Origin of the sequence: Microbacterium forte, from assembly GCF_031885415.1 — a bacterium.
GTDB lineage: Bacteria > Actinomycetota > Actinomycetes > Actinomycetales > Microbacteriaceae > Microbacterium > Microbacterium forte.
This window is the reverse complement of the sequence record NZ_CP116871.1, coordinates 3,740,376-3,753,259: the sequence shown is the minus strand read 5'-3', so window position 1 is coordinate 3,753,259 and position 12,884 is coordinate 3,740,376. Positions and strand designations below refer to the sequence as shown.

Sequence of the window (12,884 nt, the reverse complement as noted above, 5' to 3'; positions counted from 1 at the left end):
TGGCAAATCGGGCCACCACCCCCGGGCGTGTCGCCGCATCGTTCGATGGATCTTTTCCCAGTCCAGCGCCGGTATTCGTCTCACATCGCCGCCACGAGTACGATCGCAGCGTGAACGAGCCGACGAATCTCGACCCCGCTCTCGGGCTGTTGGACCGGGTGTGGGCAGAGCTCGGTGTCGAGCCGCACCCCGCCGCCAGCGCTGCGCCGCCCCCTCATGCCGTGCCCCTCCCATCGCGCCTGGCAACGGGTGATCTGGCATGGGCGAGCGTGCGCGCCGTCTGTCTGGCGTCCGGCATAGGCCCTTCTCCCGACCCCGATCGCATCGCCGCCGCATATCGGAGCGATCGGGCTCTGACGATCGATGGTCTCTCCCCCGATGTCTGGTCGCCGTACTCGGGGTTCTTCCGAGCATCCGACCGGTGGGTCCGCACGCACGGAAACTATCCGCACCACGCGACGCGCCTGCAGGCCGGGCTCGGACTGACCGCCGACGCCGACGCCGACGATGTGCGCACTGCCATCCTGCCGCTGAGTGTCACCGAGGCGGTCGAGCGGATCACGCTCGCACGCGGGCTGGCAGTGCCGGTGCTGCAGGAGAACCCAGAGCGCGACGCGAGACTGCGCGCCACTCCCCTGCTCCAGGTCGAGCGGATCGACCTCGCACCTCGCCCCGGGCGACACGGGACCGATGAACGGCACAGTCTCGCGCCTCTCACCGGCGTGCGAGTACTCGACCTGACACGAGTGATCGCCGGCCCTGTCTGCACCCGCACTCTCGCACTTCTGGGCGCCGACGTGCTTCGCGTCGACCCACCGGACCTGGTCGAACCCGAATGGCAGCACCTCGATACCGGCCACGGCAAGAGGTCGACATTGCTCGAGGCCCGCACAGATCGGTTCGAGGAGCTGCTCGCTGCGGCCGACGTCGTCGTCCTGGGGTATCGGCCGGAATCCCTCGACCGCCTCGGTCTCTCTGCATCTGCACTCCTCGAACGGCATCCTGCGCTGGTGGTCGCCCAGCTCAGCGCGTGGGGAATCGACGAGCCGTCGAGAGCCGGGTTCGACAGCCTGGTGCAGGCGGAGTCCGGGATATCCATGATCGAGAGCCCCGACGGTGATCGCCCCGGGGTTCTGCCCGCGCAGGCCCTCGACCACAGCACGGGGTATCTTCTCGCGGCCGCGGTCGTCTCGCTGCTCGAACGACGGCGGCGTGAGGGCGGCGGCTGGGTGGTGCGGACCTCACTGCGTCGCGTCGCAGCCGAGCTTCTCGGCATGCCGCGGTGCTCCCAGCCGGAAGCGGGGCAGGAGCTGGACCTCACCGCCCACACCTCCGTGTTCGATGTCGCCGGGCAGACGGTCACCACCGCCGCGTCAGTGCTCCCCGGCCTCGAGTTCGCGGCTCCCCACCGCTGGGGGTCGGATCAGCCGCGCTGGTGAAGACGGCGGAACAACGGCAGTGAGAGGCACAATGCGAGTGTCAGGACACCCCACAGCGCACAGGCCGGCGGCAGCATCCGATAGGCCAGATGCTGATACGTGAACCCCGCGGTGAAGGGTCCGTATGCCGCGTATCCCAGGATCCACGCGGTGACCAGCACTGCGGGAAGCGACAGCCACCAGGCGAGCCTGACGGCTGCCGGCATCGCGCGCTCGACGTCTTCGCGAGGGTCGGCGCTCTGCAGCCGTCGGATCGCCCAGATGCCGATGATGAGCAACCCGATCACGCTCGATCCGTGCTGCAGCCATTTGTACCCGGTGAGCGGCCCCCACATGTCGTCCAGCGCGGGAAGCGCATCCACTCCCCATCGCCCCTCGTGCGTGAACAGATCCCAGACGATGTGCGTCAGGACGCCCAGCACCAGCGACGCCGCGAGCATGAGGGGATACAGCCGATTCTGCGCCCCGACGCCGACGGCCGCTCTGGCCGCCTCGATACCGGACTGCGCCCACTCGACGGGCAGTCGCCGAGCCAGCCAGAGCGGCGACAGTTCGCCGACCGCCGGGCGCAGCACCACGCGCCACAGCAGAAACAGGACGAACGCGACCAGCGCTGTCCAGAGCACGTTGCCGAACGTGTGGGTGAACGAATACGGGAGGCCGACCCCCCTGAGGAACAGGGGAAGGTCCGGCGTCATGGCTCCGATCGCGATCGCGGCGGGCACGAGCGGGGTGCGGATGAAGGGCAGGGCGACCAGCGCGTGACTCGGCGTGAACGGCATCGGCTCTCCTGACGAGCTGGGTGGGGGGGAAGCGCGACGGCGGTCGCCCGAGAATCCTCAGACGACCGCCGTCACACGATCAGCAACAGATCTTCAGCCGAGGAAGACTCCCGCGAGAGTCTTCTTGCCGCGGCGCAGCACGGAGACCCCGCCCGGAAGAGTCCCCTGGACTGTGGCCGAGTCGTCCTCGACGCGTGCGCCGTCGAGCGACACCCCGCCCTGACTGATCGCGCGGCGCGCTTCGGACAGGCTGGATACCAGCCCCGTGGCGACGAGCGCATCCACGACCGGTGAACCGGCGTCGACTGTCGCGTGCGGGAGCTCCTCGAGGGCGGTGCGCAGCGTCGACGCGTCGAGAGCGGTCAGGTCGCCCTGACCGAACAGCGCTTCGGATGCCGCGATCACGGCGGCCGTCGCATCGATCCCGTGGACGGTCGCCACGACCTCGAGCGCGAGGCGCTTCTGCGCTGCACGCCGGAACGGCTCGGACTCGACGAGAGCCTCGTACTCCTCGATCTCTGCACGGGTCAGGAAAGTGAACACCTTGAGCCGCTCGATCACGTCGGCATCCGCGGTGCTCAGCCAGAACTGGTACATCCGGTACGGGCTGCACATCTCGGGGTCGAGCCAGACGGCGTTGCCCTCGCTCTTGCCGAACTTGGTCCCGTCGCTGTTCGTGATCAGCGGTGTGCCGATGGCGTGCGCCGAGGCCCCTTCGGCGCGACGGATGAGGTCGGTGCCGCTGGTCAGGTTGCCCCACTGGTCGGAGCCGCCCGTCTGCAGAACGCAGTCGTACTGCCGGTAGAGCTCGAGGAAGTCCATCCCCTGCAGGATCTGGTAGCTGAACTCGGTGTAGCTGATGCCCTCGTCCGAGTTCAGACGCGCGGCGACAGCATCCTTCTTGAGCATCGTGCCGACACGGTAGTACTTGCCGATCTCGCGCAGGAAGTCGATCGCCGACAGCGGCGCGGTCCAGTCGAGGTTGTTGACGATTCGCGCCGCGTTCTCGCCCTCGAAGCTCAGGTAGCGCTCGACCTGCGTCCGCAGGCGCCCCACCCACTCCTCGACCGTCTCACGGGTGTTGAGTGTGCGCTCCGCCGTCGGCCGAGGGTCGCCGATCAGACCGGTGGAGCCGCCGACGAGGCCGAGCGGCTTGTGGCCGGCGAGCTGAATGCGACGCAGCGTCAGCAGCTGCACCAGGTTTCCGAGGTGCAGGCTGGGAGCAGTGGGGTCGAAACCGCAGTAATACGTGATCGGGTCCCCGGCGAGAAGGGCGCGCAGCGCCTCCTGGTCAGTGGACACGTGGACGAGGCCGCGCCACAGCAGTTCGTCCCACACGTTCTCGAACGTGGGGTCGATCGCCGGCGGGGCCGTCGTCAGAGCGGAATTCGACACGCGCCCCAGGCTATCAGCGGTCGGGGCAGGCGAATCGCCGTGACCGCGTCCGATCAGCTGTGCGCCGCCCACCACACCAGGAATGCGGCCCCCAACCCGATGACCCAGCTCACGAGGCTGCCGACGAGGAAGTACTCTGCGCGGGCTCCGGTCTCCCCGTCTCGAGAGATCTCGGGGAAGCGGACGATTCCCTTGGCTGCCAGCATCGCGGCGAGAATCGGATACGCGGCGGCCAGGGTGAGAAGCATCACGAGGATGCGTTCGAGCGGGCCGATCAGTCGCCCGCCCTTGAAACCCGCCCGGGGATCGCGTGCGGGCACGGCGTCGGCTTCGCCCGCCGGCTCGGACTGCGCTGCGGCCACCGTGTCTGCCGCACCCACGCCGGCCTCACCGATGACTCCGATCACGCCGTCGTCAGCCTGGGCGCCAGGGACCACCGGATGCGCGACCGGGGTGTCGGACGCAGTCGGCTGCCCGTCTGGAGAGTCGAGCACCGCGGCTCGCCTCAACTCGGCAGGCCGCCACGTGTGCTCGCCGTCGAGCGCTGCCCGGACCACGAGATTCGCGGACTCCAACAGGAACACCCCTGTGCCCACGGTGAGGAGCGCGAGATCGAACGGGATCTCTCCGAACGGGGAGCGCACACTCCACACAGACCCGATCAGGCCGGCATCCGTGCGAGCCCCCAGCCACACGACCGATCCGATGCTCAGCCCACCGAGCAGCACGGCGGGCCAGAAACCGAGTGGCGCGCGCCTCTCCGCCGGCATGCACCACACCCAGAGCGCGCCGACCACGAGCCCGAGGACCATGGGCAGCAGCGCGTCGCTCACGCTGCCGAGCAGAAGGAGCATCACTGCGACAGTGAGGTAGCCGACCCATCGGCGTGGGGCGAACTGGCGCACGAGATCGGCTGAGCCCACGGCCAGCAGGATGAATCCGGCGACGATCATGCGCTCGACCCCCTCAGCGCGGCCACCCCTTCGATGAGGGCGGCGCTGCCGGCGCTGCGCAGCGACTTCGAGACGCTGGGCTGCGAGATGCCCTCCTCAGCCGCGAGGTCGTGCTGCGACCTGCCGACCAGGCGCCCATAGGTCAGACGCCGTTCACGCTCGTTCATCGCCCCGACCAGCTCGTCGCGGACGAGGAGGTAGGCGTTCGACGCGGCGATGGTGCTCTCCATGACCTCATCCTGCCCCGGGGCTCCGACAATCCACGTCCGCGTGCGCGGCACGGTGCGGTTCTCCCTCGCGTGCACGGTCTCGATCGCGGCGCGTGCCGCGTACCACCCCGGCCCATCGGCGAGTTCGCCGTGCACGGAGTCGACCGAACGCACATCGCCGACGCCGATCCCGAATCGGAAGGCGATGCCGTCGGGAAGCGCGAGCTGGATCATCAGCAGCGACACCATCGCGTCCTCGAGTTCGAGGTACACGCCCTGCTGCTCATCCCCCACCGTGGGCGTCAGCGCGTGGTGCGCGAGGGGCAGATGCTCCTCGACGCGAGCGATCGCGTCATCGAGGATGCGCTGCGCTGCCGAACGATCGTCGAGCTTGCGAGAGCCCACGATGTCGGCGAGTACGGCGATGACCATGTGATAACCGTATCACGAATAACTTCCATTTATGCCTTATTTGGCTATAGTCTAAGAACATGCCTGAATCAGACATCATCCCCTGGTCCGAAGGGTCGTGGACCCACGCTCCCGCTCATCTCGCCTCCGACGGCGACCACCTGGACGCGACCGCCGTAGAAGGGAGCGACGCCTGGCGGCACACCGCCTACGGGTTCGTGCACGACACCGAGCACGCGCTGCTCGCACCCCTGGAAGTGGGCGAGGCGATGGACGTGTCGTTCCGCGCCCCCTGGGACGGCCAGTTCGACCAGGCCGGAGTCTTCGTGCGCACCGACGACGAGCACTGGATCAAAGCGGGAGTCGAGTACGCCGACGGCCATCTCGGTCTCGGCGCCGTCGTCACCGACATCCGCTCGGACTGGTCGGTCGGCTATGTCGACGACTGGCACGGCAGCGAGATCACGGTTCGTGTGAGCCGCTGGCCGGATGCCGTGATCGTGCGTGCACGCGCCGACGACGGCGAATGGCGCCTGGTGCGCGTGGCGCCGTTCGACGGTGAGGCCACGGCATCCGCCGGCCCGTTCCTCGCGGGCCCCACGCGCTCCGGACTCGTCGTCCGCTTCACCCGCTGGACGCGCTCGGCGGCAGACGTCGCACTGCACTGACCCCACCGCGCGAACGCCCACGGAACGCTCTGCGGAGCGCCGAACGGCCCGCGGAACTCTCGCCGAGAGTTCCGCGGGCCGTCTGGGGTCGTGCAGGTCGCTGCGCTCCACCTGTTCGTCGGCTAGAGCCCCAGCGCGTGTGCAGCCGCCTGTGCTCTGGCGACCAGCTCGGCACGCTGCTCGGCTACCCGGACGGGAGCCGTTCCGCCGACGCCCGTGCGGGAAGCCACGGAACCCTCGATCGTGAGCACCTCTCGCACCTCGGGCACGAGGTGGGGCGACACCGAGATCAGCAGCTCGTCGGATGCGTCTTCGAGACCGATCCCCCGCTCTTCGCAGGCACGCACCAGCGCGCCGGAGATCTCGTGCGCATCGCGGAACGGCACACGGCGCTTCACGAGCCACTCGGCGACGTCGGTCGCGAGCGAGAACCCCTGAGGTGCGAGGGCTGCCATGCGCTCGGTGTCGAAGCGCAGCGTCGCGATCATCCCGGCGAAGGCCGGCAGCACGACCTCGAGGGTCTGCACCGAGTCGAAGACCGGCTCCTTGTCTTCCTGAAGGTCGCGGTTGTAGGCCAGCGGAAGCCCCTTGAGCGTGGCCATCAGCCCAGACAGGTTGCCGATCAGGCGCCCCGACTTGCCGCGAGCGAGCTCGGCGATGTCGGGGTTCTTCTTCTGCGGCATGATGCTCGAGCCGGTCGAATACCCGTCGTGCAGAGTGACGAAGCCGAACTCGCGAGTGTTCCAGAGGATGATCTCCTCACTCAGACGCGAGATGTCGACCCCGGTCATGGCCGTGATGAAGGCGAACTCCGCGACGACATCACGCGCCGCGGTTCCGTCGAGCGAGTTCTCGGCCGGGCGGTCGAGTCCGAGTTCGGATGCGACCAGCGCGGGGTCGAGTCCGAGCGTCGAGCCCGCGAGGGCTCCGCCGCCGTACGGCGAGACACCGGCACGGCGACGCCAGTCGACCAGACGCTCGAGCTCGCGCACGAGCGGCCACCCGTGGGCCTGCAGGTGATGCGCGAGGAGCACCGGCTGTGCGTGCTGCAGATGCGTTCGTCCGGGGAGGATCGCGTCAGGATGAGCCTCCGCCTGCGCGACGAGGGCGTCGATGACCCGCAGCAGGTCTCGCGCGATCACGCGGGCGTGGTCGATCAGGTACATGCGCACCAGGGTGGCGATCTGGTCGTTGCGACTGCGTCCCGCACGAAGACGTCCACCCAGCTCCGGGCCGAGCTCGGCGATCAGGGCCTGCTCGAGAGCCCCGTGCACGTCTTCATCCGAGGGGACGGGCCGCAGGGTGCCGTCGGCGACCTTGCGCGCCACGGCATCGAGCCCTTCGTGCATCTTGGCTGCCTCGTCGGGGTCGAGGTAACCGGCAGCCGCGAGAGCCGTCGCGTGCGCGTGCGACCCGGCGATGTCATACGGTGCGAGGATCCAGTCGAAATGCGTCGACCGGCTGAGCTCGACGAGCTCGGGCGACGGGCCGCTCGCGAAGCGGGCTCCCCACAGCGCGCCTTCGTTCGTGCCCTCGTTCTTCGCGTCGACCATCATGCGTCCTTCTTGTCGAGCAGCCAGACGAGCAGGGCCTTCTGGGCGTGGAGGCGGTTCTCGGCCTCGTCCCAGACGACGCTCTGCGGTCCGTCGATGACCTCGGAGTCGACCTCGTAGCCTCGGTCGGCGGGAAGGCAGTGGATGAAGATGGCCTCCGAGTCGGCGATCTCCATCGTCTCCGGCGTCACCTTGTAGCCACCGAGATCGCGGATGCGCGCGAGCTTCTCCTCTTCCTTGCCCATCGACACCCAGGTGTCGGTGACCACGACGTCGGCACCGGCCGCAGCCTCGACCGCATCGGTGAACAGGGTGATCGAGCCGCCGGTCTCCGCCGCACGGCGGTCGGCCGCCTCGACGATGTCCGCACGCGGCGCGTAGTCGGCGGGCGAGGCGATGCGCACGTGCATACCCGCGGTGACCCCGGCCAGCGCGTAGGAATGCGCCATGTTGCTCTGCCCGTCGCCGAAGAACGTCAGGGTCAGCCCTTTCAGGTCGCCCTTGTGCTCGCGGATCGTGAGCAGGTCGGCGAGCAGCTGACACGGGTGGAAGTCGTCCGAGAGTGCGTTGACGACGGGCACCGTGGTGCCTGCGGCCATCTCTTCGAGCCCTGCCTGCGCGTACGTGCGCCAGACGATCGCCGCGACCTGACGCTCGAGCACCCGGGCGGTGTCCGACGGAGTCTCCTTGCCGCCCAGCTGACTGCTCGCGGTCGAGATGATCAACGGCGACCCGCCGAGGTCGGCGATGCCGACGGCGAACGAGACACGGGTGCGGGTGGAGGACTTGTCGAAGATCACCGCGACCGTCTGGGGGCCTTCGAGGGCCTTGTTCGCCCAGCGGTCCTTCTTCAGCTCGATGGCGAGATCGAGGATCTCCGCCTGCTCAGCGGGGGTCAGATCGTCGTCACGCAGCAGGTGGCGGGTCATGCGAGGGCCTTTCCGGATTCGGCGAGGGAGGTCTGGACGTCGGAGAGCGACGCGGCGAACAGCTCGCGGAACTCGGCGAGTTCGGCGTCTCCGATCGTGAGAGCCGGCGCGATGCGCACGGTCTCGGGGTTGGCGGCGTTCACGATGAGGCCGCGCTCCTGAGCGGCGGCGACCACCTCATTCGCGACGGGGGCGCCCAGCGCCACCCCGATCAGGAGCCCGCGGCCACGCACTCCCGTGACCAGAGGCGAGTCGATATCGGCGATGATCTCGAAGATCTCTTCCCCACGACGCGCGGCGTTGTCGACGAGGCCTGCGCGCTCGATCTCGGTGAGCACCGCGTCTGCGACGGCCGTCGCGAGCGGGTTTCCGCCGAACGTGGAGCCGTGCGAACCGGGAGTGAAGAGCGAGCTCGCCGCACCGTAGGTCACGAGAGCACCGATCGGGAAGCCACCGCCGATGCCCTTCGCGAGCGTGATGGCGTCAGGCGTGATGCCTTCGTGGCTGAAGCCGAACCAGGCGCCCGTGCGCCCTGCCCCGGTCTGGATCTCATCGACGATGAGCAGGGCCCCGTGCTTGAGAGTGAGCGAGCGAGCGGCCTGCAGGTATCCCTCAGGAAGCTCGACGACGCCTGCCTCACCTTGGATCGGCTCGACGATCACGGCGGCGACGCGGTCGTCGATCGCCGCCTCGAGTGCCTCGATGGTCGCCGGGATGTGCTCGACTCCCCCGGGCATCGGCTCGAAGGGCGCGCGCATGGCCGCCTTCGCCGTGAGCGCGAGAGATCCCATGGTCCGGCCGTGGAATCCGTTCTCGAGCGCGAGGATGCGGGGCTTCTCCGTCCCGCCGTGCAGGCGGGCGAGCTTGAACGCGGCCTCGTTCGCCTCGGCGCCGGAGTTCGAGAAGAACACGCGCCCATCGATCCCGGCACCGGCGAGACGCTTCAACCGTGCGGCGAGCGCGAGCTGCGACGGTGTCGCGAAGTAGTTCGACACATGCGCAAGGGTCGCGGCCTGCGTCGACACGGCCTCGACGAACACCGGATGCGCGTGACCGAGCGAGGTCACCGCGATGCCGGCGAGGAAGTCGAGGTGGCGCTTGCCCTCGGAGTCCCAGAGGTACGATCCCTCGCCGCGAGTCAGCATCGCCAACCGGGGACCTGCGTTGAGGACCAGATCGCTCGCTGCGTCATCCTGCCAGTTGCTCATGCCTTCACTCCTGCGCTTCCCATGACCACTTCTGTTCCGATTCCCTTGCTGGTGAAGAGTTCGACGAGCACCGAGTGCGGCACGCGTCCGTCGATGATCGCGGCGGCGTCGACGCCGCCCTCGATCGCGTCCAGGCACGCCTTCATCTTCGGGATCATGCCTGATTCGAGGGTCGGCAGCATCTCGATGAGAGCCTCCGAGGTGAGATGCGACACGAGAGAGTCGCGGTTGGGCCAGTCGGCGTACAGCCCGGGGACATCCGTGAGAATGACGAGCTTGCGCGCCTTGAGAGCCACGGCGAGCGCGGCAGCCGCGGCATCCGCGTTCACGTTCAGCGACTGGCCCGGGTGATCGAGGTCGGGGGCGATGCTCGAGACCACGGGAACGCGTCCGGCCGCGAGGTGGTCGAGCACGGGCGTCGGGTCCACCTCGACGACGTCGCCCACGCGACCGAGATCGATCTCCTCGCCGTCGATCACGACGCCGCGGCGACGCCCGCCGAACAGCCCGGCATCCTCGCCGCTGAGTCCGGTCGCGATCGGACCATGAGAGTTGATCTTCGAGACCAGCTGCGGGTTCACCTGGCCGGTGAGCACCATGCGCACCACGCTGATCGCCTCGGTGTTGGTGACGCGGTAGCCGCCCTTGAACTCGCTCGGGATCTCGAGGCGCTGCAGCATGTCGGAGATCTGGGGCCCACCGCCATGCACGACCACCGGCAGCACGCCGACGTACCTCAGATACGCGATGTCCTGCGCGAACGCCTCCTGCAGCTCGTCCGAGACCATCGCGTTGCCGCCGTACTTCACGACGACGATCTGGTCGCGGAACTTCTTCAGCCACGGGAGCGACTCGATGAGCGTCGCGGCCTTGACGGCGGCGACGTCAGGCGTGGTGTCCTGGATGTCGGTCATGAGGCGTAGGCGCTGTTCTCGTGCACGTAGTCGTGGGTCAGGTCGTTGGTGAGGATCGTCGCAGTGGCCTCGCCGACTTTGAGGTCGATCACGAGGTGCGTGGCGCGAGGGGTGAGGTCGACCTCTTCGCGCGGACGGTCGGGGCCGCCCTCGCTGCACACGCGGACGCCGTTCATCCAGACGTCGACGTCGTACGGGTCGAACTGCGCGTTGGTCGTGCCGATCGCGGCGAGCACCCGACCCCAGTTGGGGTCGTTTCCGAAGATCGCGGCCTTGAAGAGGTTGTTGCGGGCGACCGAGCGGCCGACCTCGACGGCCTCCCCCTCGCTGGCGGCGTGCCGCACCTCGATGGTGATGTCATGACTCGCGCCCTCGGCATCACTCTGCAGCTTGACCGCGAGTTCCAGGCAGAGCTCGGCGAGGGCAGCAGAGAAGTGCTTGAGGTCGGGGGCCACCCCGGAGGCGCCGTTGGCGAGCAGCGTGACCTGGTCGTTGGTCGACATGCAGCCGTCGGAGTCGAGGCGGTCGAACGTCGTGCCGGTCGCGAATCGCAGCGCCGCGTCGGCCTCGAGAGGTTCGAGCACGGCATCCGTCGTGATGACGACGAGCATCGTCGCGAGGCCCGGGGCGAGCATGCCCGCGCCCTTCGCCATGCCGCCGATCGTCCAGCCGTCCCGGCTCACGACAGCGGTCTTCGAGACGCTGTCGGTCGTCATGATGGCCTCCGCCGCGACGTCGCCGCCGTCGGCCGACAGCTCGGCGATCGCCTGTGCGGTGCCCGCGAGCACCTTGCCGCGGAAGACCTCGTCTCCGACCCCGATGAGCCCCGTCGAGCAGACGAGGACGTCGCCGGCGCTGACGCCGAGCAGCTCTGCCGCCTTCTCGGCGGTCTGGTGCGTCGTCTGGAAGCCGAAGCTGCCGGTGAAACAGTTCGCTCCGCCGGAGTTGAGCACGACGGCCTCGACCACGCGATCGGCGACGGCCTGCTGCGACCAGATGATCGGGTTGGCCTTGGCGCGGTTGCTCGTGAACACGGCGGCACCGACCTTGCGCGGGCCGCGGTTGACGACCACGGCGACATCGGGCTTGCCGGTCGACTTGAGGCCGGCGGCGACTCCGGCCGCCTCGAATCCTGCGGGGGCGGTGACGCTCACGGTGCGACTCCGTTCACTGAGAGGGCGCGGGACTCGGGAAGTCCCAACGCGAGGTTCATGGACTGGATGGCAGCGCCTGCGGTGCCCTTGACGAGATTGTCGACCGCGGCGACCACCGTCACGCGGTTCGCCGCACGGTCGATCGCGAGGCCGATGAGTGCGGTGTTCGCGCCGAGGACATCGGCCGTGCGCGGGAACTGTCCCTCGGGCAGCAGCTGCACGAATGTCTCGTCACCGTAGGCGTCCTCCCAGGCGGCGCGGATCTCCGCGTCACTGACGTCACCGGCGATCGGCGCGGTCGAGGTGGCGAGGATTCCCCGCGACATCGGAACGAGCACAGGGGTGAAGGAGATGCGGATGCCGTCGGCGGCAGCACCGGATGCCGCGGCGAGTGCCTGGCGGATCTCGGGGATGTGCCGGTGGGTGCCGCCGACCGCATAGGGATTGGCGCTGCCGAGGATCTCACTGGCGAGCAGATTGGTCTTGAGGCTCTTCCCCGCACCCGAGGGGCCGACGGCGAGCACCGAGACGATGTCTCCCGCGTCGATCACTCCCGCTGCGACGCCGGGAGCGAGACTCAGACTCACCGTGGATGCATTGCATCCGGGGGCGGCGATCCGCTTCGCCTCGCGCAGCGTCTCGCGCTGCTTGATGCCGTCGACGAGCAGCTCGGGGACCCCGTAGGCCCAGGGGTCGTGGAAGTCGCCGCCGTAGAACGCATCCCAGGACGCCTGCGAGGTGAGGCGATGGTCGGCCCCGGCGTCGATCACCAGCGGGGTGTCGCCGAGCGCATCCGTGTACTGACCCGACTGACCGTGCGGCAGAGCGAGGAACACGATGTCGTGACCTGCGAGCGTCTCAGGTGTGGTGTCCTGCAGAGTGAGGTGAGCGAGAGACCGCAGGTGCGGCTGATGCTGCACGAGCGGCTGACCGGCGTTCGAGTGAGCCGTCACGGTGCGGATCTCGATGTCGGGATGAGACGCGAGGAGGCGCAGGATCTCGCCGCCCGCGTAGCCGGATGCGCCGGAGACGGCGACGGAGTACGTCATGCTTCTACCTTAACGGTCGGACCCCTCGGCGAACGCGGGGTGCAGTGTCGGGAACCGGGGCGGCGACACCGGCACTCGACCGCCGTGCGTACGCAGGCAGAAGCGCAGGGTCGCCTAGAGTCGGCGGCCGCTGCGGCGTCGGCGCACGGCGATGGCGCTCGGAGCGAGCGTCAGAGTTGCGGTGGCGGCCGAAGGCATGCCGCGACGATAGCGCGCTCGT

12 protein-coding genes are annotated in these 12,884 nt (G+C 68.8%); 2 read left to right on the top strand and 10 right to left on the bottom strand.

From position 1 onward, the window contains the following. The first annotated feature begins 110 nt into the window (after window positions 1–110). Window positions 111–1,439 (top strand): CoA transferase, encoded by a 1,329-nt coding sequence (locus tag OB895_RS18220; protein WP_311878564.1) that lies wholly within the window; start codon window positions 111–113, stop codon window positions 1,437–1,439. Here the strand turns inward: OB895_RS18220 and OB895_RS18215 are convergent. The 4 genes from OB895_RS18215 to OB895_RS18200 all read right to left on the bottom strand — a co-directional run bounded on the left by OB895_RS18215 (window position 1,424) and on the right by OB895_RS18200 (window position 5,210). Further along, window positions 1,424–2,221 (bottom strand): DUF4184 family protein, encoded by a 798-nt coding sequence (locus OB895_RS18215; RefSeq protein WP_079113169.1) that lies wholly within the window; start codon window positions 2,219–2,221, stop codon window positions 1,424–1,426. The genes OB895_RS18220 and OB895_RS18215 overlap by 16 nt on opposite strands. A gap of 93 nt (window positions 2,222–2,314) precedes the next feature. Then, on the bottom strand, window positions 2,315–3,616 hold the full coding sequence (gene tyrS, locus OB895_RS18210; RefSeq protein WP_153302224.1) for a tyrosine--tRNA ligase: 1,302 nt from the start codon (window positions 3,614–3,616) through the stop codon (window positions 2,315–2,317). A 53-nt stretch (window positions 3,617–3,669) separates the two neighbouring features. Next, a complete protein-coding gene (locus tag OB895_RS18205) occupies window positions 3,670–4,569 on the bottom strand; it encodes a hypothetical protein (protein WP_079113170.1) in 900 nt (299 codons plus the stop codon). Beyond that, window positions 4,566–5,210 (bottom strand): SatD family protein, encoded by a 645-nt coding sequence (locus OB895_RS18200; RefSeq protein ID WP_042536578.1) that lies wholly within the window; start codon window positions 5,208–5,210, stop codon window positions 4,566–4,568. Before OB895_RS18200 ends, OB895_RS18205 begins: the two co-directional genes overlap by 4 nt. A gap of 59 nt (window positions 5,211–5,269) precedes the next feature. On the opposite strand from OB895_RS18200, the gene OB895_RS18195 reads away from it, so the two are divergent. After that, on the top strand, window positions 5,270–5,857 hold the full coding sequence (locus tag OB895_RS18195; protein WP_079113171.1) for a DUF1349 domain-containing protein: 588 nt from the start codon (window positions 5,270–5,272) through the stop codon (window positions 5,855–5,857). Window positions 5,858–5,979: 122 nt separating this feature from the next. On the opposite strand, the gene argH is transcribed toward OB895_RS18195, so the two are convergent. Genes argH through argC form a run of 6 tightly spaced genes read right to left on the bottom strand, consistent with a single transcriptional unit; the run spans window position 5,980 to window position 12,664 of the window. Next, window positions 5,980–7,410 carry an argininosuccinate lyase gene (gene argH, locus OB895_RS18190; protein WP_079113172.1) on the bottom strand — a complete coding sequence of 477 codons (1,431 nt, stop codon included), beginning with the start codon at window positions 7,408–7,410 and terminating at the stop codon, window positions 5,980–5,982. Then, window positions 7,410–8,339: an ornithine carbamoyltransferase gene (gene argF / locus OB895_RS18185; protein ID WP_042536574.1), complete on the bottom strand. Its 930-nt coding sequence runs from the start codon at window positions 8,337–8,339 to the stop codon at window positions 7,410–7,412. Before argF ends, argH begins: the two co-directional genes overlap by 1 nt. Continuing rightward, window positions 8,336–9,547 (bottom strand): acetylornithine transaminase, encoded by a 1,212-nt coding sequence (locus OB895_RS18180; RefSeq protein ID WP_079113173.1) that lies wholly within the window; start codon window positions 9,545–9,547, stop codon window positions 8,336–8,338. The genes argF and OB895_RS18180 overlap by 4 nt, the downstream gene beginning before the upstream one ends. Further along, window positions 9,544–10,461 (bottom strand): acetylglutamate kinase, encoded by a 918-nt coding sequence (gene argB / locus OB895_RS18175; RefSeq protein WP_042536571.1) that lies wholly within the window; start codon window positions 10,459–10,461, stop codon window positions 9,544–9,546. The genes OB895_RS18180 and argB overlap by 4 nt, the downstream gene beginning before the upstream one ends. After that, window positions 10,458–11,615 carry a bifunctional glutamate N-acetyltransferase/amino-acid acetyltransferase ArgJ gene (gene argJ, locus OB895_RS18170; protein WP_079113174.1) on the bottom strand — a complete coding sequence of 386 codons (1,158 nt, stop codon included), beginning with the start codon at window positions 11,613–11,615 and terminating at the stop codon, window positions 10,458–10,460. Before argJ ends, argB begins: the two co-directional genes overlap by 4 nt. Then, window positions 11,612–12,664 (bottom strand): N-acetyl-gamma-glutamyl-phosphate reductase, encoded by a 1,053-nt coding sequence (gene argC, locus OB895_RS18165; RefSeq protein ID WP_079113175.1) that lies wholly within the window; start codon window positions 12,662–12,664, stop codon window positions 11,612–11,614. The genes argJ and argC overlap by 4 nt, the downstream gene beginning before the upstream one ends. Window positions 12,665–12,884: the final 220 nt, after the last annotated feature.

Coding starts and splice junctions, on each gene's coding strand:
- OB895_RS18215 (WP_079113169.1), bottom strand. CDS start 2,221: ATGCCGTTCACGCCGAGTCACGCGCTGGTCGCCCTGCCCTTCATCCGC.
- OB895_RS18205 (WP_079113170.1), bottom strand. CDS start 4,569: ATGATCGTCGCCGGATTCATCCTGCTGGCCGTGGGCTCAGCCGATCTC.
- OB895_RS18200 (WP_042536578.1), bottom strand. CDS start 5,210: ATGGTCATCGCCGTACTCGCCGACATCGTGGGCTCTCGCAAGCTCGAC.
- OB895_RS18195 (WP_079113171.1), top strand. CDS start 5,270: ATGCCTGAATCAGACATCATCCCCTGGTCCGAAGGGTCGTGGACCCAC.
- argH (WP_079113172.1), bottom strand. CDS start 7,410: ATGGTCGACGCGAAGAACGAGGGCACGAACGAAGGCGCGCTGTGGGGA.
- argF (WP_042536574.1), bottom strand. CDS start 8,339: ATGACCCGCCACCTGCTGCGTGACGACGATCTGACCCCCGCTGAGCAG.
- OB895_RS18180 (WP_079113173.1), bottom strand. CDS start 9,547: ATGAGCAACTGGCAGGATGACGCAGCGAGCGATCTGGTCCTCAACGCA.
- argB (WP_042536571.1), bottom strand. CDS start 10,461: ATGACCGACATCCAGGACACCACGCCTGACGTCGCCGCCGTCAAGGCC.
- argC (WP_079113175.1), bottom strand. CDS start 12,664: ATGACGTACTCCGTCGCCGTCTCCGGCGCATCCGGCTACGCGGGCGGC.